The sequence below is a fragment of the Streptomyces cathayae genome, assembly GCF_029760955.1.
Lineage (GTDB): Bacteria > Actinomycetota > Actinomycetes > Streptomycetales > Streptomycetaceae > Streptomyces > Streptomyces cathayae.
Map to the genome: position 1 here is coordinate 3,313,820 of NZ_CP121682.1, position 20,712 is coordinate 3,334,531.

Annotated in this window: 17 protein-coding genes and 1 tRNA gene; 2 read left to right on the top strand and 16 right to left on the bottom strand. The window is 68.3% G+C overall.

The features are described 5' to 3' along the window. Positions 1 to 20: 20 nt before the first annotated feature. The 14 genes from rpsG to PYS65_RS15010 all read right to left on the bottom strand — a co-directional run bounded on the left by rpsG (position 21) and on the right by PYS65_RS15010 (position 16,439). Positions 21 to 491 (bottom strand): 30S ribosomal protein S7, encoded by a 471-nt coding sequence (rpsG, locus tag PYS65_RS14945; RefSeq protein WP_003974303.1) that lies wholly within the window; start codon positions 489 to 491, stop codon positions 21 to 23. A gap of 2 nt (positions 492 to 493) precedes the next feature. Beyond that, a complete protein-coding gene (gene rpsL, locus PYS65_RS14950; protein ID WP_003948652.1) occupies positions 494 to 865 on the bottom strand; it encodes a 30S ribosomal protein S12 in 372 nt (123 codons plus the stop codon). 343 nt (positions 866 to 1,208) lie between these two features. Then, positions 1,209 to 1,778 carry a DUF1707 and DUF4190 domain-containing protein gene (locus PYS65_RS14955; RefSeq protein ID WP_279334450.1) on the bottom strand — a complete coding sequence of 190 codons (570 nt, stop codon included), beginning with the start codon at positions 1,776 to 1,778 and terminating at the stop codon, positions 1,209 to 1,211. Positions 1,779 to 1,979: 201 nt separating this feature from the next. Further along, positions 1,980 to 5,879, bottom strand: coding sequence for a DNA-directed RNA polymerase subunit beta' (locus PYS65_RS14960; protein WP_279334451.1), 3,900 nt, complete (start codon positions 5,877 to 5,879; stop codon positions 1,980 to 1,982). Positions 5,880 to 5,990: 111 nt separating this feature from the next. After that, a complete protein-coding gene (rpoB, locus tag PYS65_RS14965) occupies positions 5,991 to 9,476 on the bottom strand; it encodes a DNA-directed RNA polymerase subunit beta (protein WP_279334452.1) in 3,486 nt (1,161 codons plus the stop codon). 626 nt (positions 9,477 to 10,102) lie between these two features. After that, positions 10,103 to 10,486 carry a 50S ribosomal protein L7/L12 gene (gene rplL, locus PYS65_RS14970; RefSeq protein ID WP_279334453.1) on the bottom strand — a complete coding sequence of 128 codons (384 nt, stop codon included), beginning with the start codon at positions 10,484 to 10,486 and terminating at the stop codon, positions 10,103 to 10,105. Between the two features lie 138 nt (positions 10,487 to 10,624). After that, positions 10,625 to 11,155, bottom strand: coding sequence for a 50S ribosomal protein L10 (rplJ, locus tag PYS65_RS14975; protein WP_279334454.1), 531 nt, complete (start codon positions 11,153 to 11,155; stop codon positions 10,625 to 10,627). A gap of 318 nt (positions 11,156 to 11,473) precedes the next feature. Then, entirely contained in the window at positions 11,474 to 12,307 is an 834-nt protein-coding gene (locus tag PYS65_RS14980) for an SCO4651 family lipoprotein (protein ID WP_279334455.1), read from the bottom strand. A gap of 146 nt (positions 12,308 to 12,453) precedes the next feature. After that, positions 12,454 to 13,431: an SCO4651 family lipoprotein gene (locus PYS65_RS14985; RefSeq protein WP_279334456.1), complete on the bottom strand. Its 978-nt coding sequence runs from the start codon at positions 13,429 to 13,431 to the stop codon at positions 12,454 to 12,456. A 169-nt stretch (positions 13,432 to 13,600) separates the two neighbouring features. Further along, a complete protein-coding gene (gene rplA, locus PYS65_RS14990; RefSeq protein ID WP_279334457.1) occupies positions 13,601 to 14,326 on the bottom strand; it encodes a 50S ribosomal protein L1 in 726 nt (241 codons plus the stop codon). A gap of 84 nt (positions 14,327 to 14,410) precedes the next feature. Continuing rightward, positions 14,411 to 14,845 (bottom strand): 50S ribosomal protein L11, encoded by a 435-nt coding sequence (rplK, locus tag PYS65_RS14995; RefSeq protein ID WP_279334458.1) that lies wholly within the window; start codon positions 14,843 to 14,845, stop codon positions 14,411 to 14,413. Positions 14,846 to 15,052: 207 nt separating this feature from the next. Then, positions 15,053 to 15,889: a transcription termination/antitermination protein NusG gene (gene nusG / locus PYS65_RS15000; RefSeq protein ID WP_279334459.1), complete on the bottom strand. Its 837-nt coding sequence runs from the start codon at positions 15,887 to 15,889 to the stop codon at positions 15,053 to 15,055. 81 nt (positions 15,890 to 15,970) lie between these two features. Continuing rightward, positions 15,971 to 16,258, bottom strand: coding sequence for a preprotein translocase subunit SecE (gene secE, locus PYS65_RS15005; RefSeq protein WP_279334460.1), 288 nt, complete (start codon positions 16,256 to 16,258; stop codon positions 15,971 to 15,973). A gap of 108 nt (positions 16,259 to 16,366) precedes the next feature. Next, a tRNA-Trp gene (locus PYS65_RS15010) sits at positions 16,367 to 16,439 on the bottom strand. Positions 16,440 to 16,709: 270 nt separating this feature from the next. Here PYS65_RS15010 and PYS65_RS15015 point away from each other — a divergent pair. Further along, positions 16,710 to 17,936 (top strand): pyridoxal phosphate-dependent aminotransferase, encoded by a 1,227-nt coding sequence (locus PYS65_RS15015; RefSeq protein ID WP_279334461.1) that lies wholly within the window; start codon positions 16,710 to 16,712, stop codon positions 17,934 to 17,936. Positions 17,937 to 18,079: 143 nt separating this feature from the next. Beyond that, positions 18,080 to 19,120, top strand: a complete 1,041-nt coding sequence (locus tag PYS65_RS15020; protein ID WP_279334462.1) for an adenosine deaminase — start codon at positions 18,080 to 18,082, stop codon at positions 19,118 to 19,120. Positions 19,121 to 19,158: 38 nt separating this feature from the next. Here the strand turns inward: PYS65_RS15020 and PYS65_RS15025 are convergent, their stop codons facing one another. Both PYS65_RS15025 and PYS65_RS15030 read right to left on the bottom strand, forming a co-directional pair. Continuing rightward, positions 19,159 to 20,214 (bottom strand): UDP-N-acetylmuramate dehydrogenase, encoded by a 1,056-nt coding sequence (locus tag PYS65_RS15025; RefSeq protein ID WP_279334463.1) that lies wholly within the window; start codon positions 20,212 to 20,214, stop codon positions 19,159 to 19,161. Between the two features lie 86 nt (positions 20,215 to 20,300). After that, positions 20,301 to 20,681, bottom strand: a complete 381-nt coding sequence (locus PYS65_RS15030) for a DUF3291 domain-containing protein (protein ID WP_279334464.1) — start codon at positions 20,679 to 20,681, stop codon at positions 20,301 to 20,303. Between the last annotated feature and the right edge of the window lie 31 nt (positions 20,682 to 20,712).

Here is a 20,712-nt window from a genome sequence, read left to right on the forward strand (position 1 = left end):
GGTCTCGATGTGGGTAGCGACTACCAGCGGTAGTGCGCGAAGGCCTTGTTGGACTCGGCCATCTTGTGCGTGTCCTCGCGCTTCTTCACAGCGGCACCGAGGCCGTTGGAGGCGTCGAGGAGCTCGTTGAGCAGACGCTCGGTCATGGTCTTCTCGCGACGGGCGCGGGAGTAACCGACCAGCCAGCGCAGCGCCAGGGTGTTGGCACGACCGGGCTTGACCTCGATCGGAACCTGGTACGTGGCGCCACCGACACGGCGGGACTTGACCTCGAGGGTCGGCTTGATGTTCTCGAGAGCGCGCTTCAGCGTGATGACCGGGTCGTTGCCGGTCTTCTCGCGAAGGCCCTCCATGGCGCCGTAGACGATGCGCTCGGCGGTGGAGCGCTTGCCGTTCAGCAGCACCTTGTTGATCAGGGAGGTCACCAGAGGAGAACCGTAGACCGGGTCGATGATGACCGGGCGCTTCGGGGCGGGGCCCTTACGAGGCATTCTTACTTCTCCTTCTTGGCGCCGTAGCGGCTGCGGGCCTGCTTGCGGTTCTTGACACCCTGGGTGTCGAGGGAGCCACGGATGATCTTGTAGCGAACACCCGGCAGGTCCTTCACACGGCCGCCGCGCACGAGCACGATGGAGTGCTCCTGCAGGTTGTGCCCCTCACCCGGAATGTAAGCAGTGACCTCGATACCGCTGGTCAGACGCACACGCGCGACCTTACGGAGGGCCGAGTTCGGCTTCTTCGGGGTGGTGGTGAACACACGCGTGCAGACGCCACGACGCTGAGGGGAACCCTCGAGTGCGGGCGTCTTGTTCTTCTCGACCTTGTCCTGCCGGCCCTTACGGACCAGCTGCTGGATCGTAGGCACTACTTCTCCGGTTTCTGTGTGCCGATAGGTACAGCTAACCTGGAACGTCACCGACCCACGCGGTCGGGTGTGTCGAATCCCGCGGACTCCCGGCGCAAGGCAGAAAGAAGCGCATGATCGCGGTGGCCGTTCACAGCCCCCGGCGCGGTCTGACGGCACACGCGGAAGCCAGGGCACACCCCAGGCACAAGGTCTGAGCGTACCTATAGCATTGGCTGCGGTCAAAACAAATGGGCTGTCGCCCCGCCCCCGCGCGCAGCGGGTGAAGCCCGCGAAAGGGAACGATCTTCGAAAGGGCGGCTCCGGCCCCTTTCCGTTCCCCTCACGCGTCAGCCCCCACGCGTCAGCCCGACGCGACACCGAACATGATCAGAAGGAACAGGAAAGCGGCCCAGCCGGCCGTGGACAGCCAGCCGAGCACCAGTCCGGCCACCGCGAGCCCGTCCCCCTGCTCCCCCGTGCGCCGGATCTCCGCACGGGCCATGTGCCCCAGCACCACGGCCGGGATGCCGGTCACCCCGCCCGTCGCCAGGCACAGCACCCCGCACACCATCGACCCGATCGCCTTGTCGTTGGTCTTCTGCCGGGGCAGGAACGTCGCCGGCGCCATGGGGACGTGCTGCTGCACCACCGCGGTCTGCGGCACGGGGCCCTGCGGCAGATCGGCCACCAGCAGCGAGAGATCCGCCACCGTACGGGCCTGATAGGCCCGCGCCACCCGCCGCTCGAGCTCCTGCTGGTCCAGACGGCCCTCCGCGTACCCGGCCCGGAGCACGTCCACGGTGCGCTCCCGGTCCGCGTGCGAGGCCAGCATCGGCGGCCCGCCCTGCTGCGGCCCACCCGGTCCACCCCACGGCTGCGGAGCGCCTCGCCCCTGCCAGGGCTGCCACGACGGATACGGCGACTGCGACACCAGGTACCTCCCCCGACTGCACACGTCATTCCATCATGCGCCCGCGCAAAGCCTTACGGCACGGGCTGCGCGTCACGAAACCGGTACAGGTCACCGGCACAGGTCACTCGCGCACCTCACCGGTACGGGTCGCGGAACGCCGCAGGGCGGCCACCCCGTTCTGTACGGGGTGGCCGCCCTGCGGTACGTCGGGCGACTCGCCTACTGGTTGTACGGACCGTAGTCGTAGTCCTCCAGCGGAACGGCCTGGCCGGAGCCCGTGCCGAACGGCGAGTAGTCGATGTCGTCGTAGCCGACGGCCGAGTACATCGCGGCCTTGGCCTCCTCGGTCGGCTCGACCCGGATGTTGCGGTAACGGGACAGGCCCGTACCGGCCGGGATGAGCTTACCGATGATGACGTTCTCCTTGAGGCCGATCAGGGAGTCGGACTTGGCGTTGATCGCCGCGTCCGTGAGGACCCTGGTCGTCTCCTGGAAGGACGCCGCCGACAGCCACGACTCGGTCGCCAGCGAGGCCTTGGTGATACCCATCAGCTGCGGACGGCCGGAGGCGGGGTGACCGCCCTCCTGCACCACACGACGGTTCTCGGCCTCGAACTTCGACCGCTCGACCAGCTCGCCGGGCAGCAGCTCGGCGTCGCCGGACTCGATGATCGTCACACGGCGCAGCATCTGCCGGATGATGATCTCGATGTGCTTGTCGTGGATCGACACACCCTGCGAGTCGTAGACCTTCTGCACCTCGTTGACCAGGTGGACCTGGACGGCCCGCTGACCCAGGATGCGCAGCACGTCGTGCGGGTTGGTGGCACCCACGGTGAGCTTCTGGCCCACCTCGACGTGATCGCCCTCGCCGACCAGCAGACGGGCGCGCTTCGAGATCGGGAACGCCGTCTCGTCGCTGCCGTCGTCCGGGGTGACGACGATCTTCTTCGTCTTCTCGGTCTCCTCGATCCGGACGCGGCCGGCGGCCTCGGAGATCGGGGCGACACCCTTCGGGGTACGGGCCTCGAAGAGCTCGACGACACGCGGCAGACCCTGGGTGATGTCGTCACCGGCCACACCACCGGTGTGGAAGGTACGCATCGTCAGCTGGGTGCCGGGCTCACCGATGGACTGGGCGGCGATGATGCCGACCGCCTCACCGATGTCGACCAGCTTGCCGGTGGCCAGCGAACGGCCGTAGCACATGGCGCAGGTGCCGACGGCGGACTCGCAGGTCAGGATCGAACGGGTCTTGACCTGCTCGACACCGTGGTGCACCAGCTGCTCGATGAGCACGTCACCGAGGTCGACGTTGGCCGGCGCGATCACCTTGCCGTCGATGACGACGTCCTCGGCGAGCATGCGGGCGTACACGCTGGTCTCGACGTCGTCGCCCTTGCGCAGGGTGCCGTCGGCCTCCCGCGTGGCGATCCGCAGCTTCAGACCGCGGTCGGTGCCGCAGTCCTCCTCGCGGATGATGACGTCCTGGGAGACGTCGACCAGACGACGGGTGAGGTAACCCGAGTCGGCGGTCCGCAGCGCGGTGTCCGCCAGACCCTTACGGGCACCGTGCGTGGCGATGAAGTACTCCAGCACGGACAGACCCTCACGGAACGAGGCCTTGATGGGCCGCGGGATCGTCTCGTTCTTCGCGTTCGACACCAGACCGCGCATACCGGCGATCTGACGCATCTGCATCATGTTGCCGCGCGCGCCCGAGTTCACCATCATGAAGATCGGGTTGGTCTTCGGGAAGTTGTCGTTCATCGCCTCGGCGACCTCGTTGGTCGCCTTGGTCCAGATCGCGATGAGTTCCTGCGTGCGCTCGTCCTTGGTGATCAGGCCGCGCTCGTACTGCTTCTGGACCTTCTCGTCCTGCGCCTCGTAACCGTGGACGATCTCCTTCTTCGCCTCGGGAACGACGACGTCGGAGATGGCGACGGTGACACCGGAACGGGTGGCCCAGTGGAAGCCGGCCGCCTTCAGGTTGTCGAGCGTCGCCGCCACGATGACCTTCGGGTAGCGCTCGGCGAGGTCGTTGACGATCTCGGAGAGCTGCTTCTTGCTGACCTCGTAGTCGACGAACGGGTAGTCCTCGGGCAGCAGCTCGTTGAAGAGCGCACGGCCCAGGGTGGTGTTCAGCCGGAAGCTGTCACCCTGCTGCCACTCCGGCTCGCCTTCCTCGCGCGTCGGCGGGATCCACCCACGCGGCGGGATGGTGCCGACCGGGAAGCGGACGTCGATCCTCGACTGGAGCGACAGCTCGCCCGCGTCGAAGGCCATGATCGCCTCGGCGACCGAGGCGAAGAACCGGCCCTCGCCCTTGGTGTCGCGCATCTCGCCGTCGGTGGTGAGGAAGAACAGACCGAGGACCATGTCCTGGGTCGGCATCGTCACCGGACGGCCGTCGGCCGGCTTGAGGATGTTGTTCGAGGACAGCATCAGGATGCGGGCCTCGGCCTGCGCCTCCGCGGACAGCGGCAGGTGCACGGCCATCTGGTCACCGTCGAAGTCCGCGTTGAACGCGGTGCAGACGAGCGGGTGGATCTGGATGGCCTTGCCCTCGACCAGCTGCGGCTCGAAGGCCTGGATGCCGAGGCGGTGCAGGGTGGGCGCACGGTTCAGCAGGACCGGGTGCTCGGCGATGACCTCTTCGAGGACGTCGTACACCACGGTGCGGCCGCGCTCGACCATGCGCTTGGCCGACTTGATGTTCTGCGCGTGGTTCAGGTCGACCAGGCGCTTCATCACGAACGGCTTGAACAGCTCCAGCGCCATCGCCTTCGGCAGTCCGCACTGGTGCAGCTTCAGCTGCGGACCGACGACGATCACGGAACGCGCGGAGTAGTCCACGCGCTTGCCGAGCAGGTTCTGACGGAAGCGTCCCTGCTTGCCCTTGAGCATGTCGGACAGCGACTTCAGCGGACGGTTGCCGGGGCCCGTCACCGGGCGACCGCGACGGCCGTTGTCGAAGAGCGCGTCGACGGCCTCCTGGAGCATGCGCTTCTCGTTGTTCACGATGATCTCGGGCGCGCCGAGGTCGAGAAGCCGCTTCAGGCGGTTGTTGCGGTTGATCACACGGCGGTACAGGTCGTTCAGGTCGGAGGTCGCGAAGCGGCCACCGTCCAGCTGCACCATCGGACGCAGGTCCGGCGGGATGACCGGCACGCAGTCCAGCACCATGCCCTTGGGGCTGTTGCTGGTCTGCAGGAACGCGGAGACGACCTTGAGGCGCTTGAGCGCACGGGTCTTCTTCTGGCCCTTGCCGGTGCGGATGATCTCGCGGAGGCGCTCGGCCTCCTCCTCGAGGTCGAAGGACTCCAGGCGCTTCTGCAGCGCCGCGGCACCCATCGAGCCGTCGAAGTACGTGCCGAAGCGGTCACGCAGCTCGCGGTAGAGCAGCTCGTCACCCTCCAGGTCCTGGACCTTGAGGTTCTTGAACCGGTTCCACACCTCGTCGAGACGGTCGATCTCGCGCTGCGCGCGGTCGCGCAGCTGCTTCATCTCACGCTCGGCGCCCTCGCGCACCTTGCGGCGCACATCCGCCTTGGCGCCCTCGGCCTCGAGCTCGGCCAGGTCGGTCTCGAGCTTCTTGGCGCGGGCCTCCAGGTCGGCGTCGCGACGGTTCTCCACCTGCTGGCGCTCGACGGAGACGTGCGCCTCCAGCGAGGGCAGGTCGCGGGTGCGGCGCTCCTCGTCGACGTACGTGATCATGTACGCCGCGAAGTAGATGACCTTCTCCAGGTCCTTCGGGGCGAGGTCGAGCAGGTAGCCGAGGCGCGACGGGACGCCCTTGAAGTACCAGATGTGCGTGACGGGCGCGGCCAGCTCGATGTGGCCCATCCGCTCACGGCGCACCTTGGCGCGCGTGACCTCGACGCCACAGCGCTCACAGATGATGCCCTTGAAACGGACGCGCTTGTACTTGCCGCAGTAGCACTCCCAGTCCCGGGTCGGACCGAAGATCTTCTCGCAGAAGAGTCCGTCCTTTTCCGGCTTGAGGGTGCGGTAGTTGATGGTCTCGGGCTTCTTGACCTCGCCGTGGCTCCACTGACGGATGTCGTCAGCGGTGGCCAGGCCGATCCGGAGCTCGTCGAAGAAGTTGACGTCGAGCACTATGCGTCAATCCCTCTCAGGGTCGTAAGTCGTGGGGTCTGAAACGGGGGTCCTGGGGCCGGCCGGAGGTTCAGGGATCTTCATCGCTGAACCTCCGGACCGAAACTCCCGTCAGACCTCTTCGACGCTGCTCGGCTCGCGCCGGGACAGGTCGATGCCGAGCTCCTCCGCAGCGCGGAAGACGTCCTCGTCGGTGTCACGCATCTCGATGGACATGCCGTCGCTGGACAGCACCTCCACGTTCAGGCACAGGGACTGCATCTCCTTGATGAGGACCTTGAAGGACTCGGGGATGCCCGGCTCGGGGATGTTCTCGCCCTTGACGATGGCCTCGTAGACCTTCACACGGCCGGTGACGTCGTCGGACTTGATGGTCAGCAGCTCCTGGAGGGCGTATGCGGCGCCGTACGCCTCCAGCGCCCACACCTCCATCTCACCGAAGCGCTGGCCACCGAACTGGGCCTTACCGCCCAGCGGCTGCTGGGTGATCATCGAGTACGGACCGGTCGAGCGGGCGTGCAGCTTGTCGTCGACCAGGTGGTGCAGCTTGAGGATGTACATGTAGCCGATCGAGATCGGCTCCGGGAACGGCTCACCGGAGCGGCCGTCGAACAGCCGCGCCTTACCGCTCGGGAGCACCATGCGCTCGCCGTCGCGGTTCGGGACGGTGTGCTCCAGCAGACCGCTGAGCTCGTCCTCACGGGCACCGTCGAAGACGGGGGTCGCCACGTTCGTCCGGGGCTCGACACGGTCGGCGCCGATCACCTGGAGGCGCTCGGCCCACTCCGCCTCGAGGCCGGAGACGTCCCAGCCCTGGCTGGCGAGCCAGCCGAGGTGGATCTCCAGTACCTGTCCCGGGTTCATTCGGGACGGCACACCCAGCGGGTTGAGGATGATGTCGACCGGGGTGCCGTCCTCCAGGAACGGCATGTCCTCGATCGGCAGGATCTTCGAGATGACGCCCTTGTTGCCGTGGCGGCCGGCGAGCTTGTCACCGTCGGTGATCTTGCGCTTCTGCGCGACGTAGACGCGCACCAGCTGGTTCACACCGGGGGGAAGCTCGTCGCCCTCCTCGCGGTCGAAGACGCGCACACCGATGATCTTGCCGATCTCGCCGTGCGGCACCTTCAGCGAGGTGTCACGGACCTCACGGGCCTTCTCACCGAAGATCGCGCGCAGCAGGCGCTCCTCGGGGGTCAGCTCGGTCTCACCCTTGGGCGTGACCTTGCCGACGAGGATGTCGCCGGCGACGACCTCGGCACCGATGCGGATGATGCCGCGCTCGTCGAGGTCGGCGAGGACCTCCTCGGAGACGTTCGGGATGTCCCGGGTGATCTCCTCGGGGCCGAGCTTGGTGTCACGGGCGTCGACCTCGTGCTCCTCGATGTGGATCGAGGAGAGGACGTCGTCCTGCACGAGGCGCTGCGACAGGATGATCGCGTCCTCGTAGTTGTGGCCCTCCCACGGCATGAACGCGACCAGCAGGTTCTTGCCGAGCGCCATCTCGCCGTTCTCGGTGGCCGGACCGTCGGCGAGGACCTGGCCCTCGACGACGCGGTCGCCCTCGTTGACGATGACCTTCTGGTTGACCGAGGTGCCCTGGTTGGAGCGGGCGAACTTGGCCAGGCGGTACGTGATGTACGTGCCGTCGTCGTTGGTGGTGGTGATGTAGTCCGCGGAGACCTCCTGGACCACACCCGACTTCTCGGCCTTGACCACGTCACCGGCGTCGGCGGCGGAGCGGTACTCCATGCCGGTGCCGACGAGCGGGGCCTCGGACCTGATCAGCGGCACGGCCTGACGCATCATGTTCGCGCCCATGAGGGCACGGTTGGCGTCGTCGTGCTCGAGGAAGGGGATCATGGCGGTCGCGACCGACACCATCTGGCGCGGCGAGACGTCCATGTAGTCGACCTCGTCGGGGCTGACGTAGTCGACCTCGCCGCCCTTGCGGCGGACCAGCACGCGGGCCTCGGCGAACCGCAGGTCGTCGGTGAGCGGCGCGTTGGCCTGCGCGATGACGAAGCGGTCCTCCTCGTCGGCGGTCAGGTAGTCGACGTCGTCGGTGACCTGGCCGTCGCTCACGTTGCGGTAGGGGGTCTCGACGAAACCGAACGCGTTGACCCGGCCGTAGGAGGCGAGCGAGCCGATCAGACCGATGTTCGGGCCTTCGGGCGTCTCGATCGGGCACATGCGGCCGTAGTGCGAGGGGTGCACGTCACGGACCTCGAAGCCGGCCCGCTCACGGGAGAGACCACCCGGGCCGAGCGCGGACAGACGACGCTTGTGCGTCAGCCCGGACAGCGGGTTGTTCTGGTCCATGAACTGGGACAGCTGGCTGGTGCCGAAGAACTCCTTGATGGAGGCGACGACCGGCCGGATGTTGATCAGGGTCTGCGGCGTGATCGCCTCGACGTCCTGCGTGGTCATGCGCTCACGCACGACGCGCTCCATCCGGGCCAGACCCGTACGGACCTGGTTCTGGATGAGCTCGCCGACGCTGCGCAGGCGCCGGTTGCCGAAGTGGTCGATGTCGTCCGTCTCGACGACGATGGTCTGGCCGCTGTCACCGACGGTCTCGATCTCACCGGCGTGCAGCTTCACCAGGTACTTGATCGTCGAGATGACGTCCTCGACGGTCAGCACGCCCGCGTCGAGCGGCGCGTCGGCACCCAGCTTCTTGTTGACCTTGTAGCGGCCGACCTTGGCCAGGTCGTAGCGCTTGGGGTTGAAGTAGAGGTTCTCGAGCAGCGTCTGCGCGGCCTCGCGGGTGGGGGGCTCGCCCGGACGCAGCTTGCGGTAGATGTCGAGCAGCGCGTCGTCCTGGCCCTGGGTGTGGTCCTTCTCCAGGGTGGCGCGCATGGACTCGTACTCGCCGAACTCCTCGAGGATCTGCTCGGTGGTCCAGCCGAGCGCCTTGAGCAGGACGGTGACGGACTGCTTGCGCTTGCGGTCGACGCGGACGCCGACCATGTCGCGCTTGTCGATCTCCATCTCCAGCCAGGCACCCCGGGACGGGATGATCTTGGCGGAGAAGATGTCCTTGTCGGACGTCTTGTCGATGCTGGAGTCGAAGTAGACACCCGGCGAACGGACCAGCTGCGACACCACGACACGCTCGGTGCCGTTGATGACGAAGGTGCCCTTGTTCGTCATGAGCGGGAAGTCGCCCATGAAGACGGTCTGGGACTTGATCTCGCCGGTCTCGTTGTTGGTGAACTCGGCGGTGACGAAGAGCGGCGCCGCGTACGTGAAGTCACGGTCCTTGCACTCGTCGATGGAGTTCTTCGGCGGCTCGAAGCGGTGATCGCGGAAGGTCAGCGACATCGACCCGGAGAAGTCCTCGATCGGGGAGATCTCCTCGAAGATCTCCTCCAGACCGGACTTGGTGGGGACGTCCTGACCGCTGTCCAGAGCGGCCTCGACGCGAGCCTTCCAGGCGTCGTTGCCGAGCAGCCAGTCGAAGCTCTCGGTCTGCAGCGCGAGAAGGTTCGGAACCTCGAGGGGCTCCTTGATCTTTGCAAAGGAGATGCGCAGCGGGGCGGTGCTGGCAGCGTTGTTCGTATTCGCGGTCGAGGCATTGCGCGAGGCGGCCAAGAGGGGGTCCTTCCGAGGGCTCGGACTCACTACGCGCGTGCCGGCCCCCCACGGGACACGATGTCGGACGCTTCTCCGTCCGACCGGAAAAGGCCAGGTCAGAGAGGTCTGATCGTCTGTGCTCAAGTGAGGGCAGACCCCTGGTGACGGGCAGGGGACAGCTAACAGGCAGCGCAAAGGGTCAGTGTAGCCACTTGGCACACTGATGTCCAGTGCGGGTTTTCGAGACCCTCAAAGGCCCTCGTTGTTCTCAACTCCTGCGGCACGCTCGTGCCCTCGACGCACCGTGATCCTGCCCTCTTCGCCGTCGATCCATGCCTCGGATTCGGATCCTTGTGACGACGCGTCCTGAGAATTGCGCGCTGCGTGCGGTTCGTCAAGGCCCCCCTTGCCCGAACCGCCTCTCAACAGGCGATTCTTCGCGGCCCGCGGAGGTCCGCATCGAAGATCACCATACCCCCCGCCGTCCCGGGGGCAAGGCAGCCGCCGCCGGGCCCCGGACACACCGAGGAGCGACCACCCGGTTGGATGATCGCTCCTCGGCGCTTGCGCGTTACACGTCCCGCTGGACGCGGTGCGGAACCGGCTCAGCCGGGCCGCAGGAGTCCTGTCGGACCCGGAAGGTCTTACTTGACCTCGACGGAGGCGCCGGCGCCCTCGAGGGCCTCCTTGGCCTTGTCGGCGGCTTCCTTGTTGACCTTCTCGACGACGGGCTTCGGGGCGCCGTCGACCAGGTCCTTGGCCTCCTTCAGGCCGAGGGAGGTCAGCTCGCGCACGACCTTGATGACCTGGATCTTCTTGTCGCCGGCACCGGTGAGGATGACGTCGAACTCGTCCTTCTCCTCGGCCTGCTCGACCGGGGCGGCCGGGCCGGCCGGGCCGGCGACGGCGACCGCGGCGGCGGCGGTGACGTCGAACTTCTCCTCGAAGGCCTTCACGAACTCGGAGAGCTCGATGAGGGTCATGCCCTCGAACTGGGCCAGCAGCTCGTCCTGGGTGAGCTTCGCCATGATGGCGGTCCTTCCGCTAAATCGGCAGATGCCGGATGTACTGGGTGAGGCGGGCGTGTGCCTTACGGCATTACTGCGTAGACGTCGGGCCCGCGTCGACCCTCACCTCATGCGGTGAGGATCGGAAAGCGAGCCGAATTACTCGGCACCGCCCTGCTCGTCCTGCTTGGCACGGAGCGCGTCCACGGTGCGGACGAGCTTCGACGGCAGCGCCTGGAAGAGCTGAGCAGCCTGGGACTGCTTGCCCTTGAAGGCACCGGCCAGCTTGGAGAGCAGAACCTCGCGGGACTCGAGGTCCGCAAGCTTCTTGATCTCGTCGGCGGACAGCGCCTTGCCGTCAAGGACACCGCCCTTGATGACGAGATTCGGGTTGTCCTTGGCGAAGTCACGGAGACCCTTCGCCGACTCCACCGGGTCACCGGTGACGAAGGCGACCGCCGTCGGACCAGCGAAGAGCTGGTCGTCCAGCGTGATCCCGGCCTCGTCGGCCGCAATCTTGGTCAGCGTGTTCTTCACCACGGCGTACTGGGCGTTCTCACCGAGCGAACGACGCAGCGTCTTGAGCTGCGCCACGGTGAGACCGCGGTACTCGGTCAGCACGGCGGCGTTGGAGCTGCGGAACTTGTCCGTCAGCTCGGCAACCGCAGCAGCCTTGTCGGGCCTCGCCATAGAGTCTCGGCCTCCTTCCGGGTGATTCGGACCGCGCGGACCCGAAGGAGGACTGGGAAAACGAAACGCCCCGGGCGCAGGCGCACGGGGCGAGGCTCAACCGGTGATTCGCATCCTCGCGGCAGCGAATTCCGGGAACTCTTCCACTGTCACCTGCGCGGGCCGTCCGCAGTTCAGCGGATCCTTCGGCCACCGCACTCCCTGACGAGGGCGCGGCAACAACCAGCGGTCTTTGGCTTCTTCAGGAGAGTACGGGAACGGATCGCCGCGAGGCAAATCCGTTCCCCGGGGCCGGTTCGCCGGTCCGGTCCGGGCCGGTCAGCCCTGCTCCGCTTCCTTCATCATCTCGGCCAGGTCGGCGGTCTCCTCGGCCGGCGGGGCCTCGACCGTCACCGGCTTGTTGACGTCGAGGAACTTGATGGTCATGTCCAGCGGGCCCTGGGTGGCGTCGCCGCGCATCCGGAACTGCTTGGTGTGGTCCTCACCGTCGACCCACATGTCCATCGTGAGCGACTCGACGCCCATCTTCTCGTACTGCTCGATGCTCTTCTCGCCGGTCTCGGCGGCCTTGGCGTCCTTCTTCTTGAGCGAGTCGCGCAGGTCGTCGAGGGTGATGGTGCCCGAGTAGTGGGTGGTCTCGACCCCGTCGATCTTCTCGGTGCCGACCTTCTTCACGTCCTTGGCGCCGGTGAGGAAGGTCGACTCGGCGGCCGGGTTCTGCTCGGCCTGGCCGGGGGTGCCGAGCTCGTTCAGCTCCGCGTCGGCGCCGAGTTCGGCCATGTCGAACTTCATCCAGCTCTTGCCGTCCATCTCCTTGGCCATCTCGGCGCCGCCGCCGATGTACATGGCCTTGTCGACGAGCCGGATCTCCACCTTGCCCTGGGTGCCCGCGTCGGGCGCCGTCATCTGCATGCTCATGGCGACATCGGGCTTGACCCGCATCGACGCCTCGGCCTCGATCTTGCCCTGTGCCGGGACCTGACCGGTCATCGTGTACCGGAAGGACGTGATGTCCTCGCTGTTCTTCGCCGCCTTGGCCACGGCCGCCGCCGGCGTCATCTCGGGCGACTCCTCGGAGCCACCGGAACAGCCGACCGCGCCGGCCGCAAGAACGAGTGCGGTGAGTCCGGCAGCAGGTACGGAATTTCTCATCGAATCCCCCAGGTCCTCGGTTCCCCCCAGGGAACACATAGCTTGTACACAGCAAGGGTTTTGACCCTATCCCACACCTCTGACAGCGGCCTTCGAGTTCTGCCGGAGGCTCCCGTAGGGCCCGGGGATGCGGCGGGCGGGCGGGCTCAGGGGGCGGCGCGAGGGCCGTCCAGGACGTCCGTGGCGTCCTGGGTGTCGGCGGCGGGGGGAGCCTCGGTCGTCACCTTCACGCCGTAGTCGGCGTAGTACGCGGTCTGGGTGAGCCGGCCCGTCGCCGTCTTCGCCCGTTCCACCTTCTTGACCAGCAGGTCCCGGTCGTCGACCCAGACGTCCACCGTCTGGGTGGTGACCCCGGCCCTGATCAACTGCTGCGTCAGATCCGCCAGTTCGGCCGAGCGTCCCGTCCCGGGGCCCGGGTTCCGGGTCTTCAGGCGGGCCGGCTCCACCGTGCCCGAGTAGCGCGTGGCGGGTGTGCCCCGTACCCGTTCCTCACCGACCCTCCGCACGTCGCCGGAGGCCAGCAGCAGCTTCACGCACTGCTGGGGGGTGAAGCCGCGGATCTGGTCCCCGAGACCGGCGGCTCCGCCGCCTGCGACGTCCTCGAGGTCGTCGTGGCCGTACCGGATCCAGGGCCCGCCGCCCGTCCGCGCGGCGAACGTGTCGCCCACGCGCGCGTAGTAGGCGTCGGGCAGATAGCGGGCCTCCATCGACGTGCTGCCGAGGCGGCGCATGGCGTCGGCCACCGCGCCGTCCGTGTACGTGATGGTCAGGGTGCCGACGAGGCCGTCACCCCAGGCGAGGGTGCCGTCGGCCGTCATGGACATCAGCGAGCCCATGGCCGTGGTGGACTCGACGCGGGCGGACCCGGCGCCGGCGGTGGAGCGTTCGGCGGACCGCAGCGCCGTGACGGACCGCAGGCGGGACGCCTCGTCCCGCTGTCCGGCGCCGGTGTCGGTGTCGGTGTCGGTGTCGGCACCACGATCGCCGGAAGGGCCGGCCGAGCCGGAAGGGCCGAGGACGGCCGAGGAGGTGCAGGCGGAGATCACGGTCAGCGTGGTCAGCGCCGTGAGCGCGACCGTCGCCGCGAGCACGAGTCCCGTACGGCGCACGGTCGTGATCGTCATCGGTCCCGGTCCCACCCCTGCGCGCCCCCACTCTCTCCCGTGCGAACCCCGTGGCCGCACCGTAGCGCAGACCACCCGGCACACCTACCGGAACCGGAACGGGCCCCGCACCCGCAGCAGGGACGCTGCGGACACGGGGCCCGTGACCGATCGGGACGAGCCGTCAGGCTCAGACCGCCGCCGGGTCCTCCTCGACGAGGAGGTTGCGGGTGCGGTTCGGGTCGAGCGGAATGCCGGGACCCATCGTGGTGGTCATCCCGGCCTTCTTGATGTAGCGGCCCTTCGCGGCGGACGGCTTCAGACGGAGGATCTCGTCCAGCGCGGCGCCGTAGTTCTCCACCAGCTTGGTCTCGTCGAAGGACGTCTTGCCGATGATGAAGTGCAGGTTCGAGTGCTTGTCGACGCGGAACTCGATCTTGCCACCCTTGATCTCGGTGACGGCCTTGGTGACGTCCGGGGTCACGGTGCCGGTCTTGGGGTTCGGCATGAGACCACGGGGACCGAGCACGCGGCCGAGGCGGCCGACCTTGCCCATGAGGTCCGGGGTGGCGACGACGGCGTCGAAGTCCAGACGGCCCTTCGACACCTCGTCGATCAGTTCGTCGGCGCCGACGATGTCGGCGCCCGCGGCACGCGCGGCCTCGGCACGGTCGCCGGTCGCGAAGACCAGGACCCGGGCGGTCTTGCCGGTGCCGTGCGGGAGGTTCACGGTGCCACGGACCATCTGGTCGGCCTTACGCGGGTCGACACCCAGACGGAAGGCGACCTCGACGGTGCCGTCGAACTTGGACGTGGAGGTCTCCTTGGCGAGACGGACGGCCTCGAGCGGGGCGTACAGCTTCTCCCGGTCGATCTTGGCGTCCGCAGCGCGGAGAGACTTGCTGCGCTTGCTCACTTAAAGCTCCTGTGGGTTCTTAGGAGTCGTGGTCCGGGCCGAGCGGGCCCTTCCACACTTCTGCCTGGCTTACGGGGGTGGAGATCAGCCCTCGACCGTGACGCCCATGGAACGGGCGGTGCCGGCGATGATCTTCTCGGCGGCGTCCAGGTCGTTGGCGTTGAGGTCGGGCAGCTTGGTGGTGGCGATCTCGCGGACCTGGTCACGCGTGATCTTCGCGACCTTGGTCAGGTGCGGCTCGCCGGAGCCCTTGTCCACACCCGCGGCCTTGAGGATCATCTTGGCGGCCGGCGGAGTCTTGGTGATGAAGGTGAAGGAACGGTCCTCGTAGACCGTGATCTCCACCGGGATGACCCAGCCACGCTGCGACTCGGTCGCGGCGTTGTAGGCCTTGCAGAACTCCATGATGTTGACGCCGTGCTGACCCAGCGCGGGGCCGACCGGCGGAGCCGGGTTGGCGGCACCGGCCTGGATCTGGAGCTTGATGAGCCCCGTGACCTTCTTCTTCTTGGGAGGCATGGCTCTCCGGGTCCTTTCCATTCGGGTCCTGCCTGCGCGACGGGACCAGCCCGGACGCAGGCATACCGCACAACGATAGCGGGTATGGATGTGCGGCCAAAAACCGCGCAGGTCAGGCGGGCGCCTGAGCGTTCGCCTGACCTGCGCGGAAGCGGTTGTCCTGGACTCTGCCCAGCGGAGCCGGCAGAGCCGGCGGTTCGGGGTGGGTCAGTTCTTCTGGATCTGGTCGAAGGAGAGCTCGACCGGCGTCTCGCGGCCGAAGATCTCCACCAGGCCCTTGACCTTCTTGGAGTCCGGGTTGATCTCGTTGATGGTCGCCTGGAGCGTGGCGAACGGACCGTCGGTGACGGTGACCGAGTCGCCGACCTCGAAGTCCAGCACCTGGACCTCGACCTTGCGCTGCGGAACCGGCTTGCCCTCGGCCTCGGCGGCCTCACGGGCGGCCTTCTCCTCGGCCTCCGGGGCCAGCATCTTGACGATCTCGTCCAGGGTCAACGGGTACGGGTTGAAGGCGTCACCGACGAAGCCCGTGACACCCGGCGTGTGACGCACCGCGCCCCAGGACTGGTCGGTGAGGTCCATGCGGACCAGGACGTAGCCGGGCAGCTTGTTCTGCTTGACCGTCTTACGCTCGCCGTTCTTGATCTGGACGATCTCTTCCTCGGGCACCTCGGCCTGATAGACGAGGTCCTCGACGTTGAGCGAGACGGCCCGCTGCTCCAGGTTGGCCTTCACGCGCTTCTCGTAGCCCGCGTAGGTGTGGATGACGTACCACTCGCCGGGCAGTGCCCGCAGTTCCTCGCGGAGCTTCTCCACCGGGTCACGGACGTCCTCGACCTCCCCGGCGGCTTCCTCGGTTCCGTCGGTCTCCCCGGCGGCGTCGGCTTCCTCGGTCTCGTCCGCGGCGGCGTCGGCAGCCTCGACCTCGGCGGAGGTCCCGGAGACCTCGCTGTCCGCGTCCTCGACGGCGTCGAGCTCGTCCTCGACGGACTCGGCCCCTTCGCCGCGAGGCTCAACGGCGTCGTTCACGTTCGGGTCAGACACGGTGGCTGCTTCTTCCTGGATACATAGGGGTGGAACACGCGAAAATGAGCGCCGGGTACCTCGGCGCTCTTCGCTGGCGGCTCAGCCGAAGACGTACTTGGCGGCGTGACCGAAACCGTAGTCGAACAAAGTGACCAGGCCGATCATGAAGACCACGAAGATGATCACTGCGGTGGTGTACGACGACAACTGGCTACGGGTCGGCCAGACGACCTTACGAAGCTCCGCCACAATCTGCCGGTAGAAGAGCGCGAGACGCTTCAGTGGGCCCTTCTTGGCCCGCTTGCCGCCCCTGCGGTTCTTCTTCCTGGCGTCCGGCGTATCGTCCTCGGCATCAGGCATGTCGATGGAGCCCACGGCGTCCGTCACTCGTCCTCACCTGATTCCGGGTCGTGGCCGTGCCGCGCCCGGTATGAGCCGCACGGCGATGCATTGCTGTACGTACATGCGTACACATCCTGGCTGAGGTGTGTGCAGCAGGGCCGGAGGGACTCGAACCCCCAACCGCTGGTTTTGGAGACCAGTGCTCTACCAATTGAGCTACGACCCTTTGTGTGTCCCCCAACGTACCGCATTCACACGGATGCTTGGTGTGCACCCGGCGAGCGCGGCCGGAGAAGGCCAACGAGGTGTGAGTGTACGTGTTCCGGCGCCGGGCGTCGAACAGAAAGCGCCCGTGACGGGTCTTCCGATGCAAGATCGTCCAGGCCGCGGGGCTCCGGAAGAACGGATACGGACTGGTGTTCAGCGGTTTACCGGTACCTGTTCAGTCCGTGAAACCCCCGTGCCGGGTGGGTTTCCGGTCTGGAACGATGGGTCCATGAGCGCTGCAACCCCTCCCACCGAGCGCCGGGTCTCCGCCCGCGTCGGTGCGATCTCCGAGTCCGCCACCCTCGCCGTGGACGCCAAGGCCAAAGCCCTCAAGGCCGCCGGGCGTCCGGTGATCGGCTTCGGCGCCGGTGAACCCGACTTCCCGACTCCGGACTACATCGTCGACGCCGCGATCGAGGCGTGCAGGAACCCGAAGTACCACCGGTACACGCCGGCCGGCGGACTGCCCGAGCTGAAGGCCGCGATCGCCGCGAAGACGCTGCGCGACTCCGGCTACGAGGTGGACCCCGCGCAGGTCCTCGTCACCAACGGCGGCAAGCAGGCCATCTACGAGGCCTTCGCCGCGATCCTCGACCCGGGGGACGAGGTCATCGTCCCGGCGCCGTACTGGACGACGTACCCGGAGTCGATCCGGCTGGCCGGCGGTGTCCCGGTCGAGGTCGTCGCCGACGAGACGACCGGCTACCGGGTCAGCGTGGAGCAGCTGGAGGCCGCGCGGACGGAGAGGACCAAGGTCGTCCTGTTCGTCTCCCCCTCCAACCCCACCGGCGCGGTCTACAGCGCCGAGGACGCCGAGGCGATCGGCCGCTGGGCGGTCGAGCACGGGCTGTGGGTGCTGACCGACGAGATCTACGAGCACCTGGTCTACGGCGACGCCGTCTTCACCTCGCTGCCCGCCGTCCTGCCCGAGCTGCGGGACAAGTGCATCGTGGTCAACGGCGTCGCCAAGACGTACGCGATGACCGGCTGGCGGGTCGGCTGGATCATCGGCCCGAAGGACGTCGTGAAGGCGGCGACCAACCTCCAGTCCCACGCCACGTCGAACGTGTCCAACGTCGCCCAGGTGGCGGCGCTGGCCGCGGTCTCCGGCTCCCTGGACGCGGTCGCCACGATGCGTGAGGCCTTCGACCGCCGGCGCCGGACCATCGTGCGGATGCTCAACGAGATCGACGGCGTGGTCTGCCCGGAGCCCGAGGGCGCGTTCTACGCCTACCCGTCGGTGAAGGCCCTGATCGGCAAGGAGATCCGGGGCAAGCGGCCGCAGAACTCCGTCGAACTGGCCGCGCTCATCCTGGAGGAGGTCGAGGTCGCGGTCGTACCCGGTGAGGCCTTCGGCACCCCGGGGTACCTGCGGTTGTCCTACGCGCTGGGCGACGAGGACCTGGTGGAGGGCGTGAGCCGGATCCAGAAGCTGCTGGCGGAGGCACGGGACTGAACCCACCCACCGCGGTTGCCCCGGCGGGCCGCCTCCCCTCGCGGGAGGCGGCCCGCTTCCGTTCACTAGGGCTCGTGTGCGAGCAAGACCACGTTCAGGGAAAGCGCTACCGGGGCTGCCGGGACGTGCGGCACCATCCTGGAATGGAACGTGTACGTGATGTCTCCCTGCTGCCGAAAGCCCACCTGCACCTGCACTTCACCGGGTCGATGCGGCCCGCCACCGTGCTGGAGCTGGCCGACAAGTACGGCGTGCGCCTCCCCGAGACGCTGACCGAGGCGCTGACCAGCGGGGAACCACCGAGTCTGCGGGCCACGGACGAGCGGGGCTGGTTCCGGTTCCAGCGGCTGTACGACGCCGCCCGCTCCTGCCTGAGGGAGCCGGAGGACATCTACCGGCTGGTGCTGGAGGCGGCGGAGGAGGACCTGAAGGACGGCTCGGGCTGGCTGGAGATCCAGGTGGACCCCACGTCGTACGCACCGCGGCTGGGCGGGCTGATTCCGGCGCTGGAGATCATCCTGGACGCGGTGGACGTGGCGCGGCGGGACACCGGGCTCGGGATCAGGGTGCTGGTCGCCGCGAACCGGATGAAGCACCACCTGGACGCGCGCACGCTGGCCCGGCTGGCGGTGCGGTACGCCGACCGGGGGGTCGTCGGGTTCGGCCTGTCCAACGACGAGCGGCGCGGAATGGCCCGGGACTTCGACCGGGCGTTCGCCATCGCGCGCGACGGCGGGCTGCTGTCGGCGCCGCACGGGGGTGAGCTGACCGGACCCGCGTCCGTGCGCGACTGCCTGGACGACCTGGAGGCCGACCGGATCGGGCACGGGGTGCGGGCGGCGGAGGACCCTCGGCTGCTGCAGCGGCTCGCGGACCGGCAGGTGACGTGCGAGGTGTGCCCGGCGTCGAATGTGGCGCTGGGGGTGTACGAGAAGCCGGGGGACGTGCCGTTGCGGCGGCTGTTCGAGGCGGGCGTGCCGCTCGCGCTGGGGGCGGACGATCCGTTGCTGTTCGGCTCGCGGCTGGCGGCGCAGTACGAGATCGCGCGCCGGTACCACGGGTTCACGGACGCGGAGCTGGCGGAGCTGGCGCGGCAGTCGGTGCGGGGGTCAGTGGCACCGGAGGACGTCAAGGCTGAGCTGCTGGCGGGGATCGACGCGTGGCTGGTGGGGCCGGGGACATGAGGGCGCGGCGGAGGGGCCCTGGCTGAGGGGGCCGGCGGTCAGAGGGTGACGCCCACGGTCACCGGCTCGTTGGTGAGGGTGATGCCGAAGGTCCGGTGGACGCCGGCCACGACCTCGCGGGCGAGGGTCAGGAGGTCCTCGGTGGTCGCGTGGCCGCGGTTGGTGAGGGCGAGGGTGTGCTTGGTGGAGATGCGGGCCGGGCCGTCGCCGTAGCCCTTGGTGAAGCCGGCCTTGTCGATCAGCCAGGCGGCGGAGGTCTTGGTGCGGCCCTCGCCCGCGGGGTACGCGGGGGGCTCCGTGCCGGGGCCGAGGAGCTGCCGCGCCCGGGTCCGGAAGGCCGTGAACTCCGCCGTGGTCAGGATGGGGTTGGTGAAGAAGGAGCCGGCCGACCAGGTGTCGTGGTCCGCGGGGTCCAGGACCATGCCCTTGCCCGCGCGGAGCCCCAGCACCGTCTCGCGGGCCGCGGCCAGGGGGACGCGGTCGCCCTGTTCCACGCCGAGGGCGCGGGCCGTCTCGGCGTACTTCACGGGACCGGAGAGGCCGCCGGCGTCCTCCAGGTCGAAGCGGACCCGCAGGACGACGTAGCGCTCGGGGTGGGCCTTGAAGCGGCTGTGGCGGTAGGAGAAGGCGCACTCCTCGTTGGCCAGGGTGACCGTCTCACCGGTGGTGCGGTCGTAGGCGACCACCTCGGTGATCGTGGAGGAGACTTCCTGGCCGTACGCGCCGACGTTCTGGATCGGGGTCGCGCCCGCCGAGCCGGGGATGCCGGCCAGGCATTCGATGCCGGCCAGTCCGGCCTCCACGGTGCGGGCGACGGCGTCGGTCCACACCTCACCCGCCGCCAGTTCCAGGCGGGTGCCGTCGAGGGTGACGCCCTGGGTGGCGACGACGAGCGCGGTGCCGTCGAAGCCCTTGTCGCCGACGACCAGGTTCGAGCCGCCGCCGATGAGCAGCAGGGGCGTGCCGTCGGCGTCGGCCTGGCGGACGACGGCGATCACCTCGTCGTCGGTCGTCGCGGTGACCAGCCTGGTCGCGGGTCCGCCCAGGCGGAACGTGGTCAGCGGGGCGAGGGGGGCGTCGTGGAGTTCCTGCACGGGCTCAAGACTAAGGCCCCCGCCGGAACGGGCCGGCGGGGGCGGTGGGCACGCGCGTGCCTTCACACGCGTGCCTTCGCGTGTCTTCAGGAGAGGCGGCGCCGCACCTCGGTCCAGTCGACGGGGAGGTCCTCGCTCTTCGCGGTCCAGCCGGCGAACTCGGCGCCGCGCATCTGTGCGGCGAGCCCTCGGGCGGTCGGCCCGTGCGGGCCGGTACGGGCGAACTCGCCGAGGGCCTTCTCGGACTCCCAGGCGGACAGGGTCCAGAAGGTCCGGCGCAGCGGCTCCGCCTTCAAGGCGGCTCCGTACGCGCCGGGAGCCCTGCTGACCTGCCGCCACACTCCGGGCGTCCTGAGGAGGAAGCGCAGGGCTCCCCAGAGGGTGCGGGTCTCGAAGCGGGAGGCGAAGACGTGCACGTCGATGTGGGGCGGCGGGGTGTTCGGGACGGTCCAGGGGAGGGTGGGCATGGCCGGGTCCTTCCGTGGTGGGAGTGGGCGC

Excerpts from the sequence above, each read along its gene's own strand:
- rplK (WP_279334458.1), bottom strand. The coding sequence starts at position 14,845 with ATGCCTCCCAAGAAGAAGAAGGTCACGGGGCTCATCAAGCTCCAGATC.
- PYS65_RS15015 (WP_279334461.1), top strand. The coding sequence starts at position 16,710 with ATGAGCGCTGCAACCCCTCCCACCGAGCGCCGGGTCTCCGCCCGCGTC.
- rpsG (WP_003974303.1), bottom strand. The coding sequence starts at position 491 with ATGCCTCGTAAGGGCCCCGCCCCGAAGCGCCCGGTCATCATCGACCCG.
- rplL (WP_279334453.1), bottom strand. The coding sequence starts at position 10,486 with ATGGCGAAGCTCACCCAGGACGAGCTGCTGGCCCAGTTCGAGGGCATG.
- rplJ (WP_279334454.1), bottom strand. The coding sequence starts at position 11,155 with ATGGCGAGGCCCGACAAGGCTGCTGCGGTTGCCGAGCTGACGGACAAG.
- PYS65_RS15020 (WP_279334462.1), top strand. The coding sequence starts at position 18,080 with ATGGAACGTGTACGTGATGTCTCCCTGCTGCCGAAAGCCCACCTGCAC.
- PYS65_RS14985 (WP_279334456.1), bottom strand. The coding sequence starts at position 13,431 with ATGACGATCACGACCGTGCGCCGTACGGGACTCGTGCTCGCGGCGACG.
- PYS65_RS14980 (WP_279334455.1), bottom strand. The coding sequence starts at position 12,307 with ATGAGAAATTCCGTACCTGCTGCCGGACTCACCGCACTCGTTCTTGCG.
- PYS65_RS15030 (WP_279334464.1), bottom strand. The coding sequence starts at position 20,681 with ATGCCCACCCTCCCCTGGACCGTCCCGAACACCCCGCCGCCCCACATC.